Consider the following 25,536-nt stretch of genomic DNA (forward strand, 5'->3'; position numbering starts at 1 on the left):
TCCATCCGGGCTACAAGCCTCTCGTCAGGCCGCCGCCTTCTTCGGCGCGAAGCGGCCGTAGAAGGTCTCGCCCTTCGCGGCCATCTCCTCGAGCAGCTTCGGCGGGGTGAAGCGCGAGCCGTACTTCGCCTCCAGTCTGTGGCAGAGCTCGACGAACTTCTTCGTGCCCATGAAGTCGATGTAGGACAGCGTGCCGCCCGTGAACGGCGCGAAGCCGAAGCCGAGGATCGAGCCGACATCGGCCTCGCGCGGATCGGTGATGACGTGGTCCTCGACCGTGCGCGCGGCTTCCACCGCCTGCACCACCAGGAAGCGCTGCTTCAGCTCCTCGATATCGAGCGTGTCGGGGTCGAGCTGCTTCGGCTGCAACGCGGAGAGGCCCGGCCACAGGCTCTTCTGGCCCTTGCCTTTCTCGGGGTAGTCGTAGAAGCCCTTGCTGTTCTTGCGGCCGAGCCGGCCCTGCTTCTCGACCATCTCCACCATCAGCTTCTTCTGCTCGGGATTGATGGCGTTGGGGCCGAGATCGGCTTCGGTCGCCTTCATGATGTTCAGGCCGAGATCGAGCGCGACCTCGTCCGAGAGCGAGAGCGGGCCGACCGGCATGCCGGCCATCTTGGCGCAGTTCTCGATCATCGCGGGCGGCACGCCCTCCAGGAACATCTCGTTGCCTTCGGCGACGTAGCGGCCGACGCAGCGATTGGCGAAGAAGCCTCTGGAGTCGTTGACCACGATCGGCGTCTTGCCGATCTGGCGGACGTAGTCGAGCGCGGTCGCGAGCGCGACGTCGCCGGTGTTCTTGCCGAGGATGATCTCGACCAGCATCATCTTCTCGACCGGCGAGAAGAAGTGAATGCCGATGAACTTCCCCTGATCCTTAAAACTCTCGGCCAGCGAGGTGATCGGCAGCGTCGAAGTGTTGGAGGCGAAGATCACATCAGGCTTCAGATATTGCTGCGCCTTGGCAAAGGTCTCCGCCTTGATCTTGCGGTCCTCGAACACGGCCTCGATGACGAGGTCGACGTCCTTCAGCGCGGCGTAGTCTGCGGTCGGCGTGATGCGCGCGAGCAGCGCTTCGGCGTCCGCAGGCTTGGCGCGGCCCTTCTTGATCTGCTCCTCGATCACCTTCTGGGCATGCGCCTTGCCCTTGTCGGCGCTCTCCTGGTCGCGATCGATCAGGACGACGTCGAGGCCGGCGCGGGCCGAGACATAGCCGACGCTCGCGCCCATGAAGCCGGCGCCGATCACGGCGATCTTCTTCACCTTGGTGGCGGGCACATCCTTGGGACGGCGCGCGCCCTTGTTGAGCTCCTGCATCGACAGGAACAGGCTGCGGATCATCGCAGCCGCTTCCTTGGAGCGCAGCACCGAGGTGAAATAGCGCGACTCCACCCGCAGCGCGGCGTCGATCGGCAGCTGCAGGCCCTCATAGACGCAGCTCATGATCGCCCGCGCGGCCGGGTAATTGTCGTAGGTCTCGCGGCGATAGATCGCGTTACCGGCCGGGAACATCATCATACCGGCCTTGGAGAACACCGGACCGCCGGGCAGCTTGAAGCCCTTCTCGTCCCACGGCGCGACGGCCTTGCCGCCGCCCTTGATCCAGTCCTTGGCGGCTTTGATGAGGTCGGCTGCGGGCACGATGGCGTGAATCAAATTCAGCGCCTTGGCCTTGTCGACCGTGACGGGGTCGCCCTTGAGCAGGATGGTCATGGCGTCCTGCGGCGGCACCAGGCGCGGCACGCGCTGCGTGCCGCCGGCGCCGGGGAATAGGCCGACCTTGACCTCGGGCAGGCCGAGGCGCGTCTTGGGATTCTCCGCCGCGACGCGATAATGGCAGCACAGCGTGATCTCGAAGCCGCCGCCGAGCGCGAGCCCGTTGATCGCCGCCGCCCACGGCTTGCCTGAGGTTTCGATTCCGCGCAGCACCTGCGAGAAGCGCCGGCTCTGGTCGAACAGCATCTGGTTCGCCGCGGTCTCGCCCTGCTCCTTGAAAACCTTCGCATAGGCCTGGTTCATGCCTTCGAGCATGGACAGGTCGGCGCCGGCGCAGAACGCTTCCTTGGCCGAGGTGATGACGATGCCCTTCACCGCGGCATCCGCCGTGGTCGCCTTGACGATCGCCTCGAGCTCGTTGGTCGAGGTCTCGTCGAGCACGTTCATGGAGCGGCCCGGGATGTCCCAGGTGACGAGCGCAATACCGTCGGAATCGGTCTCAACCTTGAAGTTCTTGTACGACATGTTGGTTGCTCCTCAACCCTTAGACGCGCTCGATGATGGTCGCGGTGCCCATGCCGCCGCCAATGCACAGCGTGACCAGGGCGGTGGACTTGTTGGCGCGCTCGAGCTCGTCGAGCACGGTGCCGAGGATCATCGCGCCGGTCGCCCCGAGCGGGTGGCCGAGCGCGATCGCGCCGCCATTGACGTTGATCTTGGCATTGTCGATGTCGAAGGCCTGGATGTAGCGCAGCACGACCGAGGCGAAAGCCTCGTTGAGCTCGAACAGGTCGATGTCCGACTTCTTCATGCCGGAGCGCGCGAACAGCTTCTCGGTGACGTCGACCGGACCGGTCAGCATCATCGCCGGCTCCGAGCCGATGTTGGCGAATGCGCGGATCTTGGCGCGCGGCTTCAGGCCGTACTTGCTGCCAGCTTCCTTGCTGCCGAGCAGCACGGCGCCGGCGCCGTCGACGATGCCCGAGGAATTGCCGGCATGGTGCACGTAGTTGACGCGCTCGATCTCCGGGTGCGACTGGATCGCGACGCCGTCGAAGCCGCCCATCTGCGCCATCATCGTGAACGACGGCTGCAGCTGCGCCAGCGACTGCATCGTCGTCGAGGGGCGCATGTGCTCGTCCTTGGCGAGAATGGTGAGGCCGTTGATGTCCTTCACCGGCACCACGGATTTGTTGAAGCGGCCTTCGTCCCAGGCCTTGCCGGCGCGCTGCTGGCTCTGCACGGCGTAGGCGTCGACGTCGTCGCGCGAGAAGCCGTACTTGGTGGCGATCAGGTCGGCCGACACGCCCTGCGGCATGAAATAGGCCGGCACCGCCATCGAAGGATCCATCGGCCAGGCGCCGCCGGAGGCGCCGATGCCGACGCGGCTCATCGACTCGGCGCCGCCGCCGATCACGAGCTCATGCTGGCCGCTCATGATCTGCGCTGCGGCGAAGTTCACGGCATCGAGGCCGGAGGCGCAGAAGCGGCTGATCTGCACGCCGGGCACGGCCTCGCCGAGGCCGGCCTTCAGCGCCGCGAAGCGCGCGATGTCGGAGCCGGCTTCGCCAACCGGATCGACCACGCCGAGCACGACGTCATCGACCGAATCCTCGGGCAGGTTGTTGCGGTCCTTCAGCGCCTTCAGCGGCACGGTCGCAAGCGCGAGCGCGGTGACTTCGTGCAGCGCGCCGTCTGCCTTGCCGCGGCCGCGCGGGGTGCGAACGTGGTCGTAGATGAATGCCTCAGGCATGACGCCCTCCTGATGTGATGTTCGGTACGATTGGGAGCAGGCAGCGGAAGCAGGCTCAGAAAGCTTCCGCCGGCAGTTCCATGATGGTGGCGCAACCGGCCTGGATGCGCGCGAGATTGGCGGCGGTCTCCGGCAGCATCCGCTCCATGAAGAAGCGGCCGGTGACGAGTTTTGTGGAGAGATAGGGCGTCGCCCCGCTCTCGGCAATCTTGGCATTCGTCACCTTGGCCATCCGCGCCCACATGTAGCCGAGCGCGACGAAGCCGAAGAGATGCAGGTAATCGGTTGCGGCGGCACCGGCATTGTCGGGCTTTGCCATCGCGTTCTGCATCAGCCAAGTGGTGGCCTGCTGCAGATGGCCGAGCGAGGTTGAGAGCGGCGCGATGAAGGGCTTCAGCGCCTCGTCGCCGCCGTTCTCCTTGGCGAAGGCCATGACCTCGCCGAAGAAGGCCATGATGGCGCGGCCGCCGTCGCGCGGCAGCTTGCGGCCGACGAGGTCGAGCGCCTGGATGCCGTTGGCACCTTCGTAGATCATGGCGATGCGCGCATCGCGCACGAACTGCTCCATGCCCTGCTCGGCGATGTAGCCGTGGCCGCCATACATCTGCTGCGCCTGGACCGCGTTGGCGAAGCCGTAATCGGTGAGGAAGCCCTTCAGCACCGGGGTCATCAAGCCCATGTGGTCATCGGCGGCCTGGCGATCCTTGGGGTCTTCGGAGCGGTGGGCGACGTCGCTCTTCAGCGCGGTCCACATCACGAAGGCGCGGGCGGCCTCGTTGAAAGCGCGGATCGAGAGCAGCGTGCGGCGCACGTCGGGATGCACGATGATCGGGTCGGCCGGCTTGTCCGGCGCCTTGACGCCTGACAGCGCGCGGCCCTGGATGCGCTCGCGGGCATAGGCGACCGCGTTCTGGTAGGCGACCTCGGACTGCGCGAGGCCCTGCACGGCGACGCCGAGCCGGGCCTCGTTCATCATCACGAACATGCCCTGCATGCCCTTGTTCTCTTCGCCGATCAGCCAGCCGGTGGCGTTGTCGTAGTTCATCACGCAGGTCGAATTGCCGTGGATGCCCATCTTGTGCTCGATCGAGCCGCAGACGACGCCGTTGCGCGCGCCCACCGAACCGTCGGCGTTGACCAGGAACTTCGGCACCACGAACAGCGACACGCCCTTGATGCCGGCCGGCGCGCCCTCGATGCGGGCGAGCACGAGGTGGATGATGTTGGAGGCCAAGTCGTGCTCACCGGCCGAGATGAAGATCTTGGTGCCCGTGATCTTGAAGCTGCCGTCCGCCTGCCGCACTGCCTTGGTGCGGAGCATGCCGAGATCGGTGCCGCAATGCGGCTCGGTGAGGTTCATGGTGCCGGTCCATTCGCCGGCCACCATCTTCGGCACGTAGGTCTTCTTCTGCTCGGGCGTGCCGTGCACCAAGAGCGCCGCGGTCGCGCCCATGGTGAGGCCGCCATACATCGAGAACGCCATGTTGGCAGAGATCTGGAATTCGTTGACGGCTTGCGAGAGCGTCACCGGCAGGCCCTGGCCGCCATATTCGGTCGGCGCCGAAAGGCCGAGCCAGCCGCCCTCGGCGACCTGCTTGAACGCCTCCTTGAACCCCTTCGGCGTGGCGACGCTGCCATCATCCGCGCGCTTGCAGCCTTCGAGATCGCCGACGCGGTTGAGCGGCTGCAGCACCTCTTCGGCGAGCTTGGCGGCTTCGCCGAGGATGGCCTCGCGCACGTCGCTGGACGCATCGGAGAAGCCGGCGAGATTGTCGTAGCGATCGATCTGGAAGACGTCGTTGAGCAGGAAGTTCACGTCTTCGACGGGGGCTTTATAGATCGGCATAGTGGTCTCCCGGCATGGGGCTTGAGGAGGATGTTGGGCTTATGATTGGGCGGCGGCAAGCTGCTCCGCCATCAGGCGGTGCAGCATGTTGATCGCCTTGAGCGGACGCACCATCACCTTGAAGTGGGTGATGCGCCCCTCGCTATCGAAGCTGATGATGTCGACGCCGTTGATCTCGATGCCGTCGATGACATTCTTGAATTCGAGCACCGCGCCGTTGTCGCTGCGCCACTCGCCGACATAGGTGAAGCCGGGGCCGCCGAGCACCTTCTCGGCGCTGGAGAGGTATTTGAAGGTGATGTCGCGGCCGCGTTGCGGCGTATGCACGACGGGGCTTTCGAACACGGCGTCGGGATGCAGGAGGTCCCAGAGCGCGGTGCGGTCGTGAGACTTCATGTAGGCGTACCAGGAATCGAGGCCGGTCATTCTCAGGTGCCTCCCTAGGCTAAGGGCAAAAGTGCGAAAACAACCCCATGCACAGTAGCGAGGAGATTGATTTCACTTGATTATTCAGTCGGGCCTGTGGCCCGCCTGCACGCTGCCTCATATGCACATTGACGCATATGCGCCGATGCGCATAAAGTCAAGCAACTTGGTCAAACCTAAAGAAGGGGGCCGGTCATGGCACTGGGCGACGCAATCCTCGCATGCCTGACGGAACGCCCGATGACGGGCTACGAACTCGCCAAGACGTTCGATTCCTCGATCGGCTTCTTCTGGAAGGCCGACCATCAGCAGATCTACCGCGAGCTCTCCAAGCTGCGGGACCGCGGCTACATCCAGGGCCGCGAGGTCGTGCAGTCGGGCAAGCCCAATAAACTGATCTATACGCTGACTCCCGAGGGCCGAACAGCACTGCGGCACTGGGCCGCGCGGCCAAGCACGCCGCCCTCGATCAAGGACGACCTCCTGGTGCGGCTGCATGCGCTCGACAGCATCGACATCGAGCCCATGCGCACCGACCTGATGGCCCGCCTGGAGCACCACCGCGACCGCCACGCCAATTACGAGCGCATCCTGAAGAAGCGCTTTCCCGACGGCACGGCGGAGGGACGGCTCGATCTCGGCAATCTGCTGCTGCTCCAGCTCGGCGCCCGCCACGAGCAGATGGTGGCCGATTTCTGCGAGGAGGCGCTGGAAGCGCTGTCGGCGATGAGCGGCAAGGCGACGGTGGTGCCGATCGAGGATGGCAAGCGCGAGAAGGGCTGAGGGCGCCGACGTTACGCGAGCCCTTTCCGCCTCCCCGCTGTCATCGCCCGCGAAGGCTGGCGATCCAGTATTCCAGAGACGGCGCGGCTAGAACCGAGGAGCCGCGGCGTACTGGATGCCCCGCCTTCGCGGGGCATGACACCGGTTTGTTTCGGGGCCCGGATGCGCGACACAACACCGCCCCCAGTTCCCGCCGCCCAACTTTAAGACAGCCACGCCGCATTCCTTAACTCGTTATTTACCGTAACAGGAAAAAGTCGGTTTTCGAGGCAGACGACCCGCGCCAAATTCGATTGTCTTTGCAACCGGCACGCGTGGGGAAGCTGGAGGCGCCGGGGTGGGGTGCCGAAGTCGGAACCGGACAGAGTCATGAATTCGCGCGTATCGTGGAGTGTCGACGGCATCGATCCATCCGTCCGGGAGCGGGCCGAGGCTGCTGCGCGCCGTGCCGGCATGTCGCTCAACGATTGGCTGAACTCCACGCTCGGCGATACTGCCCCGCCCAACTTCCGCGGATCCTACGATCAGCGTCCGCAGCACGTGCCGAGCCAAGGACCGAGTCAGGAGAGCCGCGAAGTCGCCGACATCCACCAGCGGCTCGACGCGATCACCCAGCAGATCGAGCGGATCTCGAAACCCGCGCCGCGCCAAGACTCCTCAAGACAAGACTCCTCACGACCAGACGTCTCGCGTGAGCAGGGCGTCGCGCGCCAGCTCAACGATGCGATCTCGCGGCTCGACGCGCGCCTGTCGCAGATCTCCCGTCCACAGCGGCAAGCGCCGCAGCCGCAGGCCCCTCGCCCCACCCCGGCCGAGACGCGCCAGCGCCAGGCCGATGCCGTCGAGCGCGCCGCCGCGCAGGTCTATCGCGGCTCACCACCCCTGAGCCCGGCTTCGTTCGACGTCGCGGTCGCCGAGATCACCGCGCGCCAGAGCGAGCTCGACGGCTTTGCGCCGCGGCAGATGCCGCCGCGTGCCGCGCCGCCGCTTGCGCCAACGGCTCCTTGCGCGCCGCCGATGGCGCCGCCCGCCCCTGGCTATGCGCCGCCGCCACCGCAGCCGGGGCCGGATTTCTCCGCGCTCGAGCGCCATCTGCTCAAGATCACGAGCCAGATCGAATCGCTGCAGCGGCCCGACAATACCGAGCAGGCCATCAACGCCTTCCGCAGCGAGCTGGCCGAAATCCGCGCCGCCATCACCGAGGCGATGCCGCGGCGCGCGATCGAATCGATCGAGAACGAGATCCGCTCGCTGCACCGCCGGATCGACGAGACCCGCTCCAACGGCACCGACGGGCAGGTTCTTGCCGGCATCGAGCGCGCACTGTCCGACATCAAGCAGGTACTGCGCACGCTGACGCCGGCCGAGCAGCTCACCGGATACGACGAGGCGATCCGCAATCTCGGCGCCAAGCTCGACCTGATCCTGCGCGCCAATGGCGATCCCTCGACCGTGCAGCAGCTCGAAGGCGCGATCTCCGCGCTGCGCGCCATCGTCTCCAACGTCGCCTCCAACGAGGCGCTGGCACGGCTATCCGAAGACGTACAGCTGCTGTCGTCCAAGGTCGACCAGATCACCCGCGCCTCCGGCCATGGCGACAGCTTCGCGGCGCTGGAGCAGCGCATCGCGGCGCTCACGGCGGCGCTGGAAACCCGCGAGCGGCCGCAGCCGTCCGAGAGCACCGAGCATCTCGAAGCTGCGATCCGCGCGCTGTCGGACCGTTTCGACCGCATGCAGGTCGGCAACGATTCCGCCTCGACCTTCGCCCATCTCGAGCAGCGTGTTTCCTATCTCCTGGAGCGGATCGAGGCCGCCGCCGATCCGCGCAACGGCAATTTGAGCCGCGTCGAGGACGGGCTGCACGACATCCTCAGGCACCTGGAACGGCAGCAGGCGACCTATGCGGCCCTCGCCGAGAGCCGCAGCTCCGCGCCGCCGCCCGATTCCGGCATGGTCGACCTCGTCAAGCGCGAGCTCTCCGACATCCGCTTCAGTCAGGCCGAGACCAACCGGCACACCCAGGACTCGCTCGAGGCCGTCCACAGCGCGCTTGGTCACGTCGTCGATCGCCTCTCGATGATCGAGGGCGATCTGCGCGCGGTGCGCACCGCGCCGCCTCCCCCCGCCCCACAGACGATGTCGATGCCGATGGCGGCGGCGATGGAGCCGGCGCCGATGGCGCGCGAGCCGCGGCCGCAACCGCCAGCACAGCCGCCGAAATACGATCCGAAGCCCGAGCTGCCCAATCCAGCTGCCGCGCAGGCGCCGCCGGCTGCCTTCGTCGCCGCACCGCGCGAGTTCCACGCCGCCACCCCCGCCGCGCCGCCGCCCGTGCCGGCGGCGCCGCCGGTTCCCCCGCGCGCGATCAGCGAGATCCTGGAGCCGCACACGGCGCGCGCTGCACTCGCGCCGGAACTGCCGCCGGATCACCCGCTCGAGCCGGGCACACGGCCGGGCGGACGCCTCGCCACGCCGTCGGAGCGCATCGCCGCCTCCGAGGACGCGATCAGCGGAATTGCCGCCGCGCCGAAGGAGCCGGTGTCGTCGTCGAGCTTCATCGCCGCCGCCCGCCGCGCGGCGCAAGCCGCCGCCGCACAGCCGCCCGAGAAGCCGGCCCGCGGCGCCAAGGCCGCGATCGCCCGCGCCAAGGAGAAGGGCCAGGAAGGCGGCTCGACCATCACCTCAAAAATCCGCTCGCTGCTGGTCGGCGCGAGCGTGGTCGTGATCGTGCTCGGCACCTTCAAGATGGCGATGAACCTGCTCGAAGGCGGCAGCTCGTCACCGACGCCGCAGGCGATGCAAAACATCCCGAGCGAGCCGGCGCCGCAGCCAGCGGCGCCGCCGGTCGAGACCAAGCCAGCCGCGCCCGAGCAGATCACCCCGTCGATGACGTCGCCGACACCGATCGGACGGCAATCGCAGAACAATGCCGCGCCGGCGCCTCTTCCCGGTTCCGGCAGCTCGGCCTCCGTTGAGATCCCGCAAGCGCCTGCCGCGGCGATGCCGCCGGCCTCAAGCGACGTCACCGGCGCGCTGTCGGGCACGAGTCGCGCCAAGCTCGGCGTCGTTCAGGTGCCGCCGAGCGAGAAGCTCCCTGACGGCATCGGCGGCCCGGCCTTGCGCAGCGCCGCGATGAAGGGCGATGCGACCGCGGCCTACGAGATCGGCGTGCGCTTTGCCGAAGGCAAGGGCGTTGCCACGAATTACGACGAAGCGGCGAAGTGGTACGACCGCGCGGCGCAGGCCGGGGTCGTCCCCGCAATCTTCCGCCTCGGCACGCTCTACGAAAAGGGCCTAGGGGTGAAGAAGGACGCCGACATCGCGCGCCGCTACTACACCCAGGCCGCCGAGCGCGGCAACGCCAAGGCGATGCACAATCTCGCCGTGCTCGATGCCGACGGCGGCGGTCGCGGCGCCAATTACAAGAGCGCGGCGCAATGGTTCCGGAAAGCGGCCGATCGCGGCGTCGCCGACAGCCAGTTCAACCTCGGCATCCTCTATGCCCGCGGCATCGGCGTCGAGCAGAACCTCGCCGAATCCTACAAATGGTTCAACCTGGCAGCTGCCCAGGGCGATGCGGATGCCGCCGGCAAGCGCGACGACGTCGCCAAGCGCCTCGACCCGCAATCGCTGGCGGCCGCCAAGCTCGCGATCCAGACCTTCAGCGCCGAGCCGCAGCCCGACGATGCCGTCAACGTTGCGACCCCGAACGGCGGCTGGGACAGCGCACCGCAAGCCAGCGCGAAGCCGGCTCCCAAGCAAGTGGCGACGAAACGCTCGGCCTCAGCGGCGCATTGAGCCGCATCGCATTCAATCCACCTGCCGGCCGATGCGATGCATCGTCCCGCACGGCTGGGCTCTCGCATATTGATTTCACGAGGACTGTCTGCGGGCTTGCTTCGCCTCTCCCGCTTGCGGGAGAGGCCGACGCGCTCGCAGAGCGCGGCGGGTGAGGGCTCTCGCCACGCAGGGACATCTTCAGTTTATCTCAACAATCCCGACGCGGAGACACCCTCTCCCCAACCCTCCCCCGCAAGCGGGGGAGGGAGCCCACTGCCGATGCCGCTGCATTCTGCGCACGCTATCCGATGGCCCTCAACCGCAACCGGTAGACGGCTGGGGGTATTACCTCGCAGCTTTTGCATTCTGCCGGGAAATCGCTATTTTCCGCGGCCCGGAGGCCCCTGATGTCCGTTATTGATCTAGCCGCAAACCCGAGCGAGTTGCGTGCGCTCGCCGAACAATCCAACGCCTGGCCGTTCGAGCAGGCGAAGGCCATTGTCGCGCGGCTGAAGAAAAGCCCGAAGGACGAGGTGCTGTTCGAGACCGGCTATGGTCCGTCCGGCCTGCCGCATATCGGCACGTTCGGCGAGGTGGCGCGCACCTCGATGGTGCGCCACGCCTTCCGCGTGCTCACCGAGGACAAGGTCAAGACGCGCCTTTTGGCGTTCTCCGACGACATGGACGGCTTCCGCAAGGTGCCCGACAACGTTCCGAACAAGGAGATGCTGGCCGCTCATATCGGCAAGCCGCTGACGCGGGTGCCGGATCCATTCTCCAACGAGTACCCGTCGTTCGGCGCGCACAATAACGCGCGCTTGCGCGCGTTTCTGGATCATTTCGGCTTCGACTACGAGTTCGCGAGCTCGACGGACTATTATACGTCGGGCCGCTTCGATGCGACGCTGCTGAAGATGCTCGCCGCCTACGACAAGATCATGGCGATCATCCTGCCGACGCTGGGCCCGGATCGCCGCGCGACCTATTCGCCGTTCCTGCCCATCAGCAAGACCACGGGCGTCGTGCTGCAGGTGCCGATGATCCGCCGCGACGTCGCGGCGGGCACGGTGACCTACGTCGATCCCGATACCAACCAGGAAGTTGAAACGCCCGTCACCGGCGGCAACGTCAAGTGCCAGTGGAAGGCCGACTGGGCGATGCGCTGGGTCGCGCTCGGCGTCGACTACGAGATGGCGGGCAAGGACCTGATCGATTCCGTGAAGCTGTCCGGCGCGATCGCCAGAGCGCTCGGCAGCACGCCGCCGGAAGGCTTCAACTACGAGCTCTTCCTCGACGAGAAGGGCCAGAAGATCTCGAAGTCGAAGGGCAACGGCCTGACCATCGACGAATGGCTGCGCTACGCCTCGCCGGAATCGCTCTCGCTGTTCATGTATCGCGAGCCGAAGGCGGCCAAGCGGCTGTATTTCGACGTCATCCCGCGCAATGTCGACGATTACCAGCAATTCCTCGACGGCTTCCCGAAGCAGGATGGCAAGCAGCAGCTCGGCAATCCGGTCTGGCACATCCACAACGGCAGGCCGCCGACGGGCGACATGCCCGTCACCTTCCAGCTGCTCCTGACGCTGGTGTCGTCGTCGAACGCGGAGAACGCCGAGACGCTGTGGGGCTTCATCGGCCGCTATCGGCCCGGCGTGAGTCCGCAGACGCGTCCGAAGCTGGATGCGATGGTCGGCTATGCCATCAACTATTATCGCGACTTCGTCGCGCCGACGAAGCAGTTCCGCGTACCCACGGACAGCGAGCGCGCCGCGCTGCAGGATTTGCGCGATGCGCTGTCGCAGCTGGCGCAGGACGCATCCGCCGAGGACATCCAGAACGTCGTCTACGAGATCGGCCGCCGCGAGCCGTTCCTCGACCAGGTCAAGAAGGGCAAGGACGGCCGCCCGGGCGTGACGCTGGACTGGTTCAACATGCTCTACCAGGTCCTGCTCGGCCAGGAGAAGGGCCCGCGCTTCGGCTCCTTCGTCGCGGTCTACGGCGTGCAGAACGCGGTCAACATGATCGACGGCGCGCTGGCGAGGAGTGCGTGAGCGGCGCCATCACTGGCTCGCCCAGAGGATCCGCGCAACCCAGGCGACATCGCTCGCCGCGACCGTTCGCGCCGCCTGTGACGCATCGAGGGGCGCCAACTCCAGGGTCTTTGCCGTGCGGCGCTTCAGGGTCGCAATCGTGATCTCGTCCGTCTTGATCTTGACCACCACGCGATCACCCTTGCGGATCGGCGCCGCAGGCGAGACCAGGATGATGTCACCGTCGCGATAGGCAGGCAGTAGCGCAGCGCCGGAAATCTCCAGCGCAAAGACTTGACCGTCCTCTCCGATCGGAAGCGCGATCTCGGTCCAGCCCCTGCCGGTTGGAAGACCGGCCTCATCGAAGGCGCCGCTCATTCCGGCCTGTGCAAAGCCGAGCAGCGGCACCGAGCCGCGGCCGCTTCCACCGTCGTCATCAATCAGCTTCGCAAAGCTGTCGATCGAGGCGTCGGCCGCCGCCAGCGCTTTTGCGATCGATTCGGTCGAGGGCCAGCGCTCGCGGCCGTCGGCGGTGACGCGCTTGGACCTGTTGAAGGTGGTGGGGTCGAGCCCGGCACGCTTGGCAAGGCCGGACGGCGACAGTCCGGCGCGCGCCGCCAGCCGGTCCAGCGCGGCCCAGATCTGGTCGTGAGTCAGCATCCTCTGCGCTTTGGCCTGTCTGACCATGGAAGGCCCAGCCCGTCGCAACTCAGGAAAACTGTCCTCAAATCAACCGGTTTTCCGTTTTTCGCGCAAGAGGCGACCGAGGCGGCGTTCGCAAACGAAACGGGTAGCGTTCGCGTCAGGAAAGCGCGCAAAACGGGAATCTGGAGCCCCGTGCCGATTTCATCGGCGCGGAAAAGGCTCTAAGCCTTGAGTTCGGAAGGGGCGGCCTTTACGGTCGCGCCCGGGTTTCGAGGACCCGCGAAAAGCGAAAAAACCCAAGAGACTCAAAGAACAAACAAGGCTGCGGTAGCGGTGGTCAAGATCTACAAAATCTGTCCGGCCTCGGCCTGGCGCGAGGCGGAACGGCAGGGGGTCTACCGGGGCAGCGCAGATGACGCGCGCGACGGGTTCATCCATTTCTCGACCGCGGCCCAGGTTCCCGAGACCCTGCGCAAGCACTATTTCGGGCAGCGCGCGCTGTTCCTGGTCGAGGTCGATGGCGACGCGCTCGGCAGCGAGTTGCGCTGGGAACGCTCGCGCAATGACGAGCTCTTCCCTCATCTCTATGGCGAGCTCGATCTCGGCGCGGTCCTGGCGGTGATGAACCTCAACACGCGCTCTGACGGCAGTCACGATGTTCCGGAGCTGTTGCCGTGATCCGCGCTTTCGACGCCTTTTCGCTGCCGGTGCTGCGCTGGCTCGATCCCGAGGACGCGCATCGCCTCGCGATCCAGGGCCTGCGCTTCCTGCCGCCGGTCAAGCCGCGCGCCGATGATCCCAAGCTCGCGGTGCGCGCCTTCGGGCTGAACTTTCCCAATCCGATCGGCATGGCCGCGGGCTTCGACAAGAGCGCCGAGGTGCCCGACGCACTGCTGCGGCTCGGCTTCGGTTTCGTCGAGATCGGCTCGGTGACGCCGAAGCCGCAAGCCGGCAATCCGCGGCCGCGGCTCTTCCGTCTCGAGCGCGACGAGGCGATCATCAACCGCATGGGCTTCAACAATGACGGCGCGGAGGCGGCTCTGCGCCGGCTTGCCGCGCGCGCGCAGCACGGCGGCATCGTCGGCGTCAATGTCGGCGCCAACAAGGATTCGCCGGACCGCGTCGGCGACTACGTCAAGCTGATCGAGACCTTCGCGCCGGTGGCGAGCTATTTCACCGTCAACGTCTCCTCGCCGAACACGCCGGGCCTGCGCAACCTGCAGGAAGGCGCGCTGCTCGACGATCTGCTCGCGCGCGTGATCGAGGCCCGCGAGCGTGTCAGGCAGAAGGCCGGCGACACGCCGGTGCTGCTCAAGATCGCGCCGGATCTGAGCCTCGCCCAGCTCGACGACGTCGTCCATGTCGCGCGCTCGCGCCGGGTCGACGGCATGATCGTGTCGAACACCACGATCGCGCGGCCGAGCACGTTGCGTGACGAGACGCGGGCGAAGGAACAAGGCGGCCTGTCCGGCCGGCCGCTGTTCCGTCTGTCGACGCGCATGGTCGCGGAAACCTATGTGCGCGTCGAGGGCGCATTCCCGCTGATCGGCGTCGGCGGCGTGGATTCCGGCGGCGCCGCGCTGACCAAGATCCGCGCCGGCGCCAGCCTGATCCAGCTCTATTCGTCGCTGGTCTACAAGGGCCTCGGCCTCGTCGAGGAAATCAAGCGTGACCTGACGTCGACGCTGTTGCGAACGGGGCGGGATTCGCTCTCCGAGATCGTAGGCGCCGACGCCGCGACGCTCACGGCGGAAGACTGGCCGGGGATGTAGCGAGGCTGCGTAGCCCGGATGGAGCGCAGCGCAATCCGGGATTTTATCGGCGGGTACGAAGGCCCCCGGATTACGCTGCGCTCCATCCGGGCTACGGTTCTTCTACGGCTTCACGAACGTCGCCCGGTACAGCGCCGGATACCTCGCGCCCTGCAAGCCGCCGCGCGCGACGTAGAACGCGATCAGCGCACTCCACAGGCCGGCATTGCCGAACGATTGCAGCGCCAGCCAGGCGGCGAAGAAGATCGCGAGCGAGAGCAGCATCAGATTGCGCATCTCCCGCGCCCAGGTCGCGCCGACATAGATGCCATCGAAACCGAAGGCGAACACGCCGGGGAGCGGCGCCAGCACGATGAAGGGCAGGAACTCGCGCGCGGCGCGGCGGACGTCCTCGCTCGCCGTCATGACGTCGATAATGTGAGGGCCGAACGCGGCGAACAGCACGGCGACGACAATTGCGAAGCCGAGCCCCCAGAGCAGCACCAGCCTGGTCGAATCCGCAAATCCCTTGGCGTCGCGGCCGCCAAAGGCGCGGCCGCAAAGCTGCTGGGCCGCATTGGCAAGGCCGTCGAGGAAGAAGGCGCTGACCAGGAGGAAATTGTTGAGCACGGAGTTCGCGGCCAGCGTGACGTCGCCGGCCCGCGCGCCCTTGGCGGTGAAGAACAGGAACACGGCGATCAGCGCCGCGGTGCGGATCAGGATGTCGGTATTCACCGCCAGGAGCCGCATCAGCTTGTCGCGATCGAACAGCGTTGCGCGAGGTATGGCAAAACCGCCGAGCGCATGGCGCCTGCACACGATCACGCCGAGCATGAAGCCGATCGTCTCGGACAGAAGCGCGGCGATCGCCGCGCCGGCAATGCCGGTGTCGTAGACCAGCACCAGCAGGATGGTCGCCACCATATTGATGAGGTTGATGACGACCTGGAGCGCAAGGGCCGGATTGGCGCGGGCCTGCCCCACCAGCCAGCCGAGGATGACGTAATTGGCGAAGGCGAAGGGCGAGGACCAGATCCTGGTCATGAAATAGGTCTTTGCGGCCTGCGTCACGCCCTCGCTGCCGCCCATCAGGTCGAACAGTGCGCCTGCCAGCGGCAGCTGCAGCACGATCAGCGCCGCACCGATCAGGCCGGCGACGATGAAACCGCGCACCAGGATCACGGTCTGCTCGCGCGTCTCGCCCGCGCCGAGCGCCTGCGCGGTGAAGGCGAGCGTGCTCATGCGCAGGAAGCCGAACAACCAGAACAGGCAGTCGAAGATGACGGAGGCCATCGCGACGCCGCCGAGCAGCGCGGCATCGTCGAGCCGCCCGATCGCGGTGGTCGAGACCACGCCGATCAGCGGCGTCGTGAGGTTCGCGACCATCGCCGGACCTGCAATGGCGAAGACCTGCCGGCTACCGACGCGGTGATGGACGGGTGCGTGCATCTTTCAGAACACGAGCACCATGCCGTCTTCGGCGGCGAGGTGCTCGACCTCGCCCAGGCGCGACAGCATGTCGTCGCTCATATGGGTGAGGACGAGCCGCTTGGCGCCGATGTCGGGCAGATGCTGTTCCAAGGTCTTCAGGCTGAGATGGTTCTTGACCACCTTCTCGTACATATAGGCTTCGGCGATGAAAAGGTTCGCGCCATGCGCCAGCGGAATGAGCGTCTCCGTCCATTCGGTATCGGCGGTGTAGGCGAGCGTGCGGCCCTCGGCCGCGACGCGATAGGCCAGGAACGGTCCGCCTGATTCGCCGTGCACGACCGGATAGGGCGTCACATTCACCGCGCCGAAGCTCTGGCTTTGCCCGGGCGCGAGCTCGACCACGTTCAGCTCGAAGCGCGGCTTGGTGTTCGAGGAATGCTCGAACAGCGCCTCCATCACCTCGCGCAGCCGCCTCTCGATGCCTTGCGGGCCCGCGATCGTCAGCGGCCGCGTTCGCCGCGAGAATTGCGCGTCGAGCAGAAAGAACGGCAGACCGGCAAAATGGTCGCCATGGAAATGCGTGATCAGGATCAGGTCGATGTCGCCCCGATCGATCTCAAGCCGCTTCAGCGCCGGCAGCGCCGACGCGCCGCAGTCGATCAGGAAGTTCGCTTTGCGCCCCGAGACGTGGAAGCAGGTGTTGAGCCTGCCGCCGGAGCCGAAAGCATCACCGCAGCCGACGAACCGCAATTGCATCGGCTGCGCACTCCCTCAATCCGATCCTTACCTGCCGCGCGGCGCGCCGAACACGCGCGACAGCAGCCAGATCGGAATCACGATGACCGCGCCGAGCAGGAAGTAGCGCCACAGCCAGTTCACCGCATCGAAGCCGAGGTCCCACAGCCGCTGGAACAACAGGCGGATGCTGTGGATGATGTTCCAGGGGTCGAACCCGATCGTCGCCAGCACGACGCCGACCAGGATCGAGAGCAGCACCAGGCGGAACGCGACCGCCAGCGGCGAGCCGCCGAGAAAGCGGTGCAGGCCGTCGCTGCGGCCGGCCGGCAAATCTCTGACGTCTTGGACCATCGCAAACTCCTCGCGGGGATTCGACCCCATTATAGGCACGGCGGGGGACATGGGGAACCCGCAAGGGGCCGTCAATCGGGTTACGGGAGTTTAATTCGGGCGGAAGAGGGAGCGCACCGTCCTCGTGGCAACAGTTCACACCTCGATCTCCGCCGCCTCGGCCTTCAGCATCTTCTCCAGCGTCTCCAGCCGGTCGGCCTCTCGCGGCGGCTTGTCCCAGCGCAGGCGGCTGATGCGGGGGAAACGCATGGCGACGCCGGATTTGTGCCTGGGCGAGCGCTGCAATCCTTCGAAAGCGACCTCCAGCACCAGCCCCTTGTCGCCCTCATGCACGACATGACGCACGGGGCCGAACTTTTCCGTGGTGTTGCGGCGGACGAAGCGGTCGATCTGCAAGAGCTCCTCGTCGGTGAAGCCGAAATAGGCTTTCCCGACCGGCACCAGCTCCTCGCCATTCTCGGTCTCGGTCCAGACGCCGAAGGTGTAGTCGGAATAATAGGACGAGCGCTTGCCGTGGCCGCGCTGCGCATACATCAGGACGGCGTCGATGATGTGCGGGTCGCGCTTCCACTTCCACCATTGCCCCTTCGGCCGCCCCGGCAGATAGGGCGCATCGCGCCGCTTCAGCATGACGCCTTCGACGGCGTCCGCGTCCTCGCCGGCGCCGGCGCTCGCAGGATCCGCGCGTGCGGCGGTGAGTGCCTCCCAGCTATCGAAGGGTACGGTGGGCGAGAGATCGATGCGAGGATCGTCGAGCTTTGCGATGAATCGCTCCAGCCGCTCGCGCCGCTCGGCAAAAGGCAGCTCGCGCAGATCGTTCTCGTCGTCGCCGAGCAGGTCGTAGGCACGCAGGTGAATCGGAAACTCCTTGATCAGCTTCGGCGAGACGACCTTGCGGTTGAGGCGCTGCTGCAACACGTTGAAGCTCTGCACGCGGCCTTCGCGCAAGATCAGGAGCTCGCCGTCGATCGCGCCCGGCAGGCGCAGCGACGGCACGAGATCCGGAAAGCTTCCCGTGATGTCCTCGCCGGTACGCGAATAGAGCCGCGCGGTGATATGGCCGCGCTCGTCGCGCCCGGCCACCGCCTGCACGCGGATGCCGTCCCATTTCCATTCGGCGATGTAGTCGGCGGCATCGAGCGCGGCGAAATCGTTATCCTCGATCGCATGCGCCAGCATCACCGGGCGGAACGGCGCGGGATCGCGGTTGACGGGCTTGTCGCCGCGGCCTTCCAGCCAGGCGAACAGGTCGAGATAGGGCGGGACGAGCCCCGGCCAGATCAGCTCGATCTCGTGCGGGTCCTTGTCGCCGAGCGCTGCGGCCGCGGTCTTGGCTAGGCGCGCGGAGATGCCGATGCGCAAGCTCCCGGTGACCAGCTTCAGCAGCGCCCAGCGCCCGGTCTCATCGAGTTCGTCGAGCCAGCGCTCGAGCTGCTTGGGCAACTCGGTCTTGCCGAGCGTGCGCAGCGTGGTGACGACTTCGGTGAGGCTCGGTGGCGGCGGGTTGTTGTGGGCGGCGAGCGCGGCCTTCGGCCACATCAGCGCCACCGTCTCGGAGAGATCGCCGACATAGTCGTAGCTCAGCCCGAACAGCACCTCGTCCGTGCGTGCTGCGATGAGGTCGCGGATCAGCGCGGGCTTGGCGTGCTTGAAGCTGAGTGCGCCGGTCAGCGCAGCCAGCGCATAGCCGCGGTCGGGATCGCCGACCTCGCGGAAATAACCGGTGATCAGCCGCAGCTTGTTGTTGCGGCCGGGCTCATAGGCGAGGCGGTCGAGCAGCTCGGCGAAGCGGTTCATGCTTCGGCCTCGGCTTGAATCGGCGTCTCGCTCTCCTCCTCGTCGCCATAGCCGACGAGGTCGAGCGGCCGTGCCTTCAGGCCTTTGCTCCGGCACCAATGCACCAGCGCATCTTCCTGGCCGTGGGTGACCCAGATCTCTCCGGCGCCGGTCGCCGCGATGGTCGCGGTGAGGCCGTCCCAATCGGCGTGGTCGGAGATCACCAGCGGCAGCTCGACGCCGCGCTGCCGCGCCCGGGCGCGCACGCGCATCCAGCCCGAGGCGAAGGCGGTGACGGGATCGGGAAAGCGCCGCGTCCAGAGATCGGAGGTGGCCGAGGGCGGTGCCAGCGTGATGGTGCCGGCGAGCGCCGCCTTCTTCATGCCCTTCACTGGTTTGAGCTCGCCGAGGTCGATCCCGCGGCTCTGATAGTAATGCGTGATCGTGTCCATCGCGCCATGCAGGTAAATCGGCGCATCATAGCCGGCCTGACGCAGCAGCTTGATCACGCGCTGCGCCTTGCCGAGCGAATAGGCGCCGACGAGATGCGCGCGCTCCGGAAACAGCGCGACCGAAGCCAGCAGCTTCTTGACCTCGTCGCTCGCATCGCCATGCCTGAAGACCGGCAGGCCGAACGTCGCCTCGGTGATGAAGACGTCGCAGGGCACCAGCTCGAACGGCGCGCAGGTCGGGTCCGGCGCGTCCTTGTAGTCGCCGGAGGCGACGATGCAGGTGTCCTTGCACGAGACGGCGATCTGCGCGGAGCCCAGCACGTGGCCGGCCGGGTGAAACTTGATCTTGACGTCGCCGAGCCGGATCTCCTCGCCATAGCGGATGGCCTGGGTCGAACCGGCGAAGTTCTCGCCGTAACGCAGCCGCATCATGTCCAGCGTTTCCTGCGTCGCCAGCACCGCGCCATGGCCCGCACGGGCATGGTCAGAATGGCCGTGGGTGATCACGGCCCGCTCCACGGGGCGGACGGGGTCGATATGGAAGCCGCCGGGCTTGCAGCACAGGCCGGCAGCATTTGGCAGCAGGATGTCTTGCGGGCGCATGGTGATGATATAGGAAGTGGGCGCTTCAAATTAAGCTGTCATGCGCGGGCTTGACCCGCGCATCCATCCCCTTAGAAGGTTGCTTTTTTGATGGATTGCCGGGTCAAGCCCGGCAATGACAATCGGTTCCTCAATGCCGCTCCGCCTGTTCCTGACCTCCGGCGATCTCATGGCCGACCGCCGTTTCGAGTTCGCGCGCGATCTCCAGCTCAAGGGCGACCTTCCCGCCGCGGCCGACCTCCTGGAGCAGGCGATCGAGCTCGCGCCCAACTTCACCTCGGCCTGGTTCACGCTCGGCGAGATCCGTCAGCAGCTCGGCCAGCGCGACAAGGCCATCGCGGCCTTTCGTGAAGCGCGGCGATGCGACCCCGGGGATCAGCACGGCGCCGGCCTGCACCTGATGCGGCTCGGCGATACCGAAATGGCGGAGATGCCCAAGGCCTACGTGCAGGCGCTGTTCGACCAGTACGCGCCGCGGTTCGAGCACGCGCTGATCAACGATCTCGGCTATCGCGCGCCCACGCTGATCTTCAAGGCGGTGCTGGCGGCGCGCGTCGCCGCCAAGAAGCCCGCCTACTTCAAGCGCACCATCGATCTCGGCTGCGGCACCGGGCTCGCGGCAGCTGCCTTCGCCAAGCAGGTCGATCATTTCACCGGCATCGATCTGTCGCCCGGCATGATCAAGGAGGCGCGGGCGACGAACCTCTATGCCGAGCTCGAAGTGGCCGACATGATCGAGGGCCTGCGCGGCAGGCCAGATGCCAGCGCGAACCTCGTCGTGGCCGCGGATGCGTTCGTCTATCTCTCCGATCTCGCACCGGTACTGAGCGAAGTAAGGCGCGTGCTCGTCTCAGGCGGCGTGCTCGCCTTCACGCTGGAGACGCATGCGGGCGACGGCATCGTGCTCGGCGACGGCCTGCGTTATGCCCATTCCGCGGAATATGTGCGCAGCGCCATCGCGAAGACGGGGATGAAGCTGCTGACGCTGGAGCCGGCCTCGCCGCGCAACGAGAACAACGAGCCGGTGCGTGGCCTCGTCGTCGTCGCCGAGAAAACTTGAGTCTAGGCGCTAACGCCTGGCGATTTGAGCGTCATTGCGTCGCAAAGCTGCGACTTCCCACTTGCGAGCCGAGCTGCGATGTCAGCACAATGCGCGCATCAGGGAGAAAACAACAATGACCAAGAATCCATCGCGGCGCGATTTCAGCGCCGGCGCGCTCGCCACCATCGCCGCATCGACATTGCCCGCGCCCTACGTCTGGGCCGCGGAGAAGAAATACGATGCGGGCGCCAGCGACACCGAGATCAAGATCGGTCAGACGGTGCCGCATTCCGGCCCCGGCTCGCTGTACGGCGTGCTCGGCCGCGTCGGCGAAGCCTATTTCCAGATGCTGAACGAGAAGGGTGGCATCAACGGGCGCAAGGTCAAGTTCCTCACCATGGACGACGCCTACAGCGCGCCGAAATGCGTCGAGGCCACGCGCCGCCTGGTCGAGCAGGAAGAGGTGCTCGCGCTGTACGGCTCGCTCGGCACCGCACCGCAGACCGCCGTGCACAAATACCTGAACTCCAAGGGCGTGCCGCAGCTCCTGCTCAACACCGGCGCGTCGAAGTGGAATAATCCGAAAGAGTTCAAGTGGACGATGGCGGGCCTGCCGCTCTATCCGACTGAGGCGCGCATCCTCGCGCGCCACGTCGTCAGCGTGAAGCCGAACGCGAAGATCGGCATCCTCTACCAGAACGACGATTTCGGCCGCGACTTCCTCGGTCCCTTCAAGAAGGTGCTGGCTGACGCCGGCGGCACCGCGCAAGTGATCATGGAGCAGACCTATGATCTCACCGAGCCGACCGTCGATTCCCAGCTCATCAATCTCTCCAAGTCCGGAGCCGACGTCTTCTACAACATCTCGACCGGCAAGGCCTCGTCGCAGTCGATCCGGAAAGTGGCCGAGCTCGGCTGGAAGCCGCTGCACCTCCTCTCCGCCGGCTCCACCGGCCGCTCGATCCTCAATGCCGCGGGCCTCGAGAACGCCACCGGCATCGTCGCGATCCGCTACAACAAGGAGGTCGGCCTGCCCAAATGGGAGAAGGACCCGGACGTGATTGCGTTCGAGGAGCTGCGCAAGAAGTACACGCCGGCGATCGACCCCGACAACACCATCGCCTTCGCCGGCTACGGGCAGGCCGCCACGATGGCCGAGATCCTGCGCCGCTGCGGCAACGAGCTCACCCGCGCCAACGTGCTGAAGCAGGCATCGAACCTGCAAGGTTTCCACTCGCCGTATTTCCTCGATGGCGTCACCTACAGCTACACGCCCGACGACTACACGCCGATGAAGACGCTGTTCATCTCCACCTTCACCGGGAAGGACTGGGACATATCCGACAAGCCGATGTCGGAGTAGCGAGGCGGGCCCCGTCGCCTTTTCCTTCTCCCCTTGTGGGAGAAGGTGGCGCGAAGCGCCGGATGAGGGGTATCTATCCACACGCGAGCTCGCGGAGAGAGACCCCTCACCCGTCTCGCCGCTTCGCGGCGAGCCACCCTCTCCCACAAGGGGAGAGGGTAAGAGCGCACATCCACTGCAATTAACCCAAGCGATACACAGCCTTGGCATTCACACCGAACGCCTTGTCCCGCACGCGCGGGCCGAGCCGCGCCAGGCAGGCTTCCAGCGCCGTCTTGATCTCGCCGTAGCTTCCCGCGAGCAGGCATACGGGCCAATCAGATCCGAAGATCAGCCGGTCCTCGCCGAAACATGTTGCGGTGTGCGCGACGAACGGAAACAGCCGTTCCGCATTCCAGTCGTCCCAGACCGCCTCGGTCGCCAATCCCGAGATCTTGCACCAGACATTGCCGCAGGCAGCCAGCGCTGCGATGCGCTCGGTCCATTCCGCGCTCCCGCCGGCGGCAATCGGCGGCTTGGCGGCGTGATCCAGCACGAAACGCGCGTGCGGAAAGGCCTGCGCGGTTGCGATCGCCGCGGGCAGCTCGCGGCTGCGGACAAGGAAATCGTAAGCGAGATCGTGGGCGAACACGGCCGTGAGTCCGCGCTGGACGTCCTCGCGCAGCAGCCAATCCGCATCAAGCTCGTCGTGGACCTGGTGGCGGATGCCGACCAGCTTGTCGCCACCAGGCAGAGCGCGCAGCCGGTCGAGCGTCTCGCCGAGCGCCGCATCGGTGAGATCGGCCCAGCCGACCACGCCGATCACCGAGGGCGTCGCATCCGCGATACGCAGGAACTCCTCGGTCTCCTCCAGCGCTGAGCGGCATTGCACCAGGATGCTGGCCTCGATGCCGTTCGCCTGTAGCAGCGGCGCGAGATCGGCCGGGCCGAAGGCACGGCGGATCGGCGCCAGCTCGTCCGCTTCCATCCAGGGATAATCGGCGCGCGCCGGATCCCAGAAATGCTGGTGGGCATCGACGATCATGCCTCAACCTCCGCCAGGAAGCGGCGCGCGCGCATCGACCAGCTTTCGTGCCCGCAGCTCCTGCCAGAATGCCGGCGGCACCGCCTTCTCGGACATCGCGATGTTGTCGGCGACCTCGGCGGCATTGCGCGCGCCCATCACGGCGACCGTCACCGCCGGATGGGCCATGCAGAATTGCAGCGCGGCGGCTTTCAGCTCGGTGCCGTGCCTGCGGCAGAGTTCGTCGAGCTCCAGCGCGCGTGCCACGAGCGCAGCATCAGCATCCTGATAGTTGAATTTCGCGCTCGCCCGCGGATTGGCCAGGATGCCGCTGTTGTAGATGCCACCGAGCAAGATGCCGATATTGCTGGCCTGGCACAGCGGAAACAGCGCATCCAGTGCGCCCTGGTCGAGCAGCGTGTAGCGGCCGGCGAGCAGGAAGCAGTCGACCGGCACGGCCTCGGCGAAGCGAGCCAGCATCCCCGACTGGTTCATGCCGGCGCCGATCGCCTTCACCGTGCCGTCCTCGCGCAGGCGCTGGAGCGCGCGGAAGGCGCCGGTGACGGCATCGTCATAGTGATCGTCGGGATCATGCACGAGCAGGACGTCGACGCGGTCGAGGCCGAGGCGCTGCAGGCTCTCCTCCACCGATCGCATCACGCCGTCATAGCTGAAATCGAACACCGGCCGCTCGCGCGGCGTGCCCTTGTAGTGCTCGTCCTCCGGCGCAGCATTGTCCGGTGCGCGCAGCAGGCGGCCGACCTTGGTCGAGATGGCGTAGGAGTCGCGCCTCTGTTGCCGCAGGAAGGCGCCCAGCCGCCGCTCCGCGAGGCCGAAGCCGTAAAGCGGGGCGGTGTCGAAGAATCGGACACCGAGCGACCAGGCGCGTTCAATCGTCGCTTGCGCATCGGCATCGCTGACGGGCGAGAACAATCCGCCGAGCGGGGCTGAACCGAGGCCGATCGAGGTGACATCGAGAGCGCCGAGCCGCGACCTTTTCATTCCCATCGCCTTCCAGCAGTCGTCGTCCATTCCAAATCATCTCTCCCGCTTGCGGAAACCGCAAGCGGGAGAGGCATGCAGAAGCGCGGGGCTGGGCAGCGCTCCTACTTCAACATCTTCGCGACGTTGTCCTTGGTGACGAGATCGAGGCCGGTGTAGACGATCTCCGGCACCTTCTCGCCCTTCTTGATGGCGAGCAGCGTGTCCATCGCCTTCTCGCCCATCTCGAACGGACGCTGGCCGACCAGCGCATTGGCATAGCCGTCACGCAGCAGCTCGAGCTGCATCTTCAGCGTATCGGCGACGACCAGCGTGAACTTGCCGGAATCGATGTCCTTCTTGTTCCTGCTGGCGAAGGCCTTGAAACCTTCGGGCGCGAACATCGGCCAGCCGCCGATCGGAACGATGGCGGCGAGATCCGGCGTTGCGGTGCGCATGTCCGTCATCTGCTGGACCGCGAGCGCGGGATCGTCGTTGCAGAAGCTCGGCGAACCCGCGACCTCGGTCCATTTCGAGCCCTTCAGCGCCTCGCGCACGCCGTCGACACGCTCGGCCAGGTTCTTTGCGCCGGGACCGCCGGAGACCATCGCGTATTTGCCGCCGTCAGGCCGCAATTTCAGCAATTCCTTGCCGAGGGCCAGGCCGAACTCCTTGTTGTTGGTGCCGATATAGGCGATGCGCTTGGAGCCCGGCGCGTCGGCATCGAAGGTGATGACCGGAATGCCGGCGGCGGTCGCCGCCTCGATCGACTTGGTCATGGCCGCGACGTCCGCGACCGAGATGGCGAGACCGTCGACCTTCTGCGTGATGAAGTCCTGGATGATCTGGGCCTGGTTCGCCGGCTCATGCTCGACCGGTCCCTTGTAGATGCACTCGATGTTGCCGAGCTCCTTGGCGCGCTTCAGGCAGCCGTCGCGCGAAAAATCGAAGAACGGATTGTTCATCGCCTTCGGCACGATGACGAAGCGGTAGTTCGCAGCAAATGCCGGCGTCGCCATCATCGCAACCGCGATGCCGGCAAGAAGCAGTTTCCTCATTGTCTCCTCCA

Annotated in this window: 20 protein-coding genes; 7 read left to right on the forward strand and 13 right to left on the reverse strand. The window is 66.3% G+C overall.

The features are described from left to right. Nucleotides 1-24 precede the first annotated feature (24 nt). From I6F36_RS18175 to I6F36_RS18190, 4 genes are read right to left on the reverse strand one after another with little or no spacing between them, the layout of a single operon-like run. Complete coding sequence (locus I6F36_RS18175; protein WP_225171893.1) at nt 25-2,238, reverse strand: FAD-dependent oxidoreductase; 2,214 nt, start codon at nt 2,236-2,238, stop codon at nt 25-27. Nucleotides 2,239-2,257: 19 nt separating this feature from the next. Further along, nucleotides 2,258-3,466 (reverse strand): acetyl-CoA C-acetyltransferase, encoded by a 1,209-nt coding sequence (locus I6F36_RS18180; protein ID WP_225171894.1) that lies wholly within the window; start codon nt 3,464-3,466, stop codon nt 2,258-2,260. A gap of 55 nt (nt 3,467-3,521) precedes the next feature. After that, a complete protein-coding gene (locus tag I6F36_RS18185) occupies nt 3,522-5,312 on the reverse strand; it encodes an acyl-CoA dehydrogenase C-terminal domain-containing protein (protein WP_225171895.1) in 1,791 nt (596 codons plus the stop codon). 39 nt (nt 5,313-5,351) lie between these two features. Then, nucleotides 5,352-5,738 carry a nuclear transport factor 2 family protein gene (locus I6F36_RS18190; protein WP_036020541.1) on the reverse strand — a complete coding sequence of 129 codons (387 nt, stop codon included), beginning with the start codon at nt 5,736-5,738 and terminating at the stop codon, nt 5,352-5,354. A 195-nt stretch (nt 5,739-5,933) separates the two neighbouring features. On the opposite strand from I6F36_RS18190, the gene I6F36_RS18195 reads away from it, so the two are divergent. The 3 genes from I6F36_RS18195 to I6F36_RS18205 all read left to right on the forward strand — a co-directional run bounded on the left by I6F36_RS18195 (nt 5,934) and on the right by I6F36_RS18205 (nt 12,352). After that, complete coding sequence (locus I6F36_RS18195; protein WP_036020538.1) at nt 5,934-6,521, forward strand: PadR family transcriptional regulator; 588 nt, start codon at nt 5,934-5,936, stop codon at nt 6,519-6,521. A 369-nt stretch (nt 6,522-6,890) separates the two neighbouring features. Next, a complete protein-coding gene (locus tag I6F36_RS18200) occupies nt 6,891-10,319 on the forward strand; it encodes a tetratricopeptide repeat protein (RefSeq protein ID WP_225134322.1) in 3,429 nt (1,142 codons plus the stop codon). 389 nt (nt 10,320-10,708) lie between these two features. Then, nucleotides 10,709-12,352, forward strand: a complete 1,644-nt coding sequence (locus I6F36_RS18205; RefSeq protein WP_225171896.1) for a lysine--tRNA ligase — start codon at nt 10,709-10,711, stop codon at nt 12,350-12,352. Between the two features lie 9 nt (nt 12,353-12,361). Here the strand turns inward: I6F36_RS18205 and I6F36_RS18210 are convergent, their stop codons facing one another. Next, the gene (locus I6F36_RS18210; protein WP_225112998.1) at nt 12,362-13,018 is read right to left on the reverse strand and encodes a helix-turn-helix transcriptional regulator; all 657 of its coding nucleotides are present in this window, start codon (nt 13,016-13,018) and stop codon (nt 12,362-12,364) included. Between the two features lie 291 nt (nt 13,019-13,309). On the opposite strand from I6F36_RS18210, the gene I6F36_RS18215 reads away from it, so the two are divergent. Next, entirely contained in the window at nt 13,310-13,654 is a 345-nt protein-coding gene (locus I6F36_RS18215; RefSeq protein ID WP_225134324.1) for a DUF952 domain-containing protein, read from the forward strand. Beyond that, nucleotides 13,651-14,748: a quinone-dependent dihydroorotate dehydrogenase gene (locus I6F36_RS18220; RefSeq protein ID WP_225171897.1), complete on the forward strand. Its 1,098-nt coding sequence runs from the start codon at nt 13,651-13,653 to the stop codon at nt 14,746-14,748. The genes I6F36_RS18215 and I6F36_RS18220 overlap by 4 nt, the downstream gene beginning before the upstream one ends. A gap of 102 nt (nt 14,749-14,850) precedes the next feature. Here the strand turns inward: I6F36_RS18220 and I6F36_RS18225 are convergent, their stop codons facing one another. The 5 genes from I6F36_RS18225 to I6F36_RS18245 all read right to left on the reverse strand — a co-directional run bounded on the left by I6F36_RS18225 (nt 14,851) and on the right by I6F36_RS18245 (nt 20,078). Then, nucleotides 14,851-16,176, reverse strand: coding sequence for an MATE family efflux transporter (locus I6F36_RS18225; RefSeq protein WP_225171898.1), 1,326 nt, complete (start codon nt 16,174-16,176; stop codon nt 14,851-14,853). A gap of 3 nt (nt 16,177-16,179) precedes the next feature. Continuing rightward, nucleotides 16,180-16,914, reverse strand: coding sequence for an MBL fold metallo-hydrolase (locus I6F36_RS18230; RefSeq protein WP_225171899.1), 735 nt, complete (start codon nt 16,912-16,914; stop codon nt 16,180-16,182). A gap of 27 nt (nt 16,915-16,941) precedes the next feature. Then, nucleotides 16,942-17,247 carry a DUF6460 domain-containing protein gene (locus tag I6F36_RS18235; RefSeq protein WP_035996474.1) on the reverse strand — a complete coding sequence of 102 codons (306 nt, stop codon included), beginning with the start codon at nt 17,245-17,247 and terminating at the stop codon, nt 16,942-16,944. Nucleotides 17,248-17,382: 135 nt separating this feature from the next. Next, nucleotides 17,383-19,044 (reverse strand): ATP-dependent DNA ligase, encoded by a 1,662-nt coding sequence (locus I6F36_RS18240; RefSeq protein ID WP_225171900.1) that lies wholly within the window; start codon nt 19,042-19,044, stop codon nt 17,383-17,385. Next, complete coding sequence (locus tag I6F36_RS18245; protein ID WP_036020502.1) at nt 19,041-20,078, reverse strand: ligase-associated DNA damage response exonuclease; 1,038 nt, start codon at nt 20,076-20,078, stop codon at nt 19,041-19,043. The genes I6F36_RS18240 and I6F36_RS18245 overlap by 4 nt, the downstream gene beginning before the upstream one ends. A 133-nt stretch (nt 20,079-20,211) precedes the next feature. Between I6F36_RS18245 and I6F36_RS18250 the strand changes: the two genes are divergently transcribed. After that, entirely contained in the window at nt 20,212-21,138 is a 927-nt protein-coding gene (locus I6F36_RS18250; RefSeq protein WP_225171991.1) for a class I SAM-dependent methyltransferase, read from the forward strand. 115 nt (nt 21,139-21,253) lie between these two features. Further along, nucleotides 21,254-22,483 (forward strand): ABC transporter substrate-binding protein, encoded by a 1,230-nt coding sequence (locus I6F36_RS18255; RefSeq protein ID WP_225171901.1) that lies wholly within the window; start codon nt 21,254-21,256, stop codon nt 22,481-22,483. A gap of 181 nt (nt 22,484-22,664) precedes the next feature. Here the strand turns inward: I6F36_RS18255 and I6F36_RS18260 are convergent, their stop codons facing one another. The 3 genes from I6F36_RS18260 to I6F36_RS18270 form a co-directional block, all read right to left on the reverse strand. Further along, nucleotides 22,665-23,507: an amidohydrolase gene (locus tag I6F36_RS18260; protein WP_225171902.1), complete on the reverse strand. Its 843-nt coding sequence runs from the start codon at nt 23,505-23,507 to the stop codon at nt 22,665-22,667. Nucleotides 23,508-23,510: 3 nt separating this feature from the next. Continuing rightward, complete coding sequence (locus tag I6F36_RS18265) at nt 23,511-24,488, reverse strand: aldo/keto reductase (protein WP_225153309.1); 978 nt, start codon at nt 24,486-24,488, stop codon at nt 23,511-23,513. A 104-nt stretch (nt 24,489-24,592) separates the two neighbouring features. Continuing rightward, nucleotides 24,593-25,525, reverse strand: a complete 933-nt coding sequence (locus I6F36_RS18270) for a sugar-binding protein (RefSeq protein WP_057028437.1) — start codon at nt 25,523-25,525, stop codon at nt 24,593-24,595. Between the last annotated feature and the right edge of the window lie 11 nt (nt 25,526-25,536).

The sequence above is a fragment of the Bradyrhizobium sp. BRP19 genome (genome assembly GCF_020194195.1).
Classification (GTDB): domain Bacteria; phylum Pseudomonadota; class Alphaproteobacteria; order Rhizobiales; family Xanthobacteraceae; genus Bradyrhizobium; species Bradyrhizobium yuanmingense.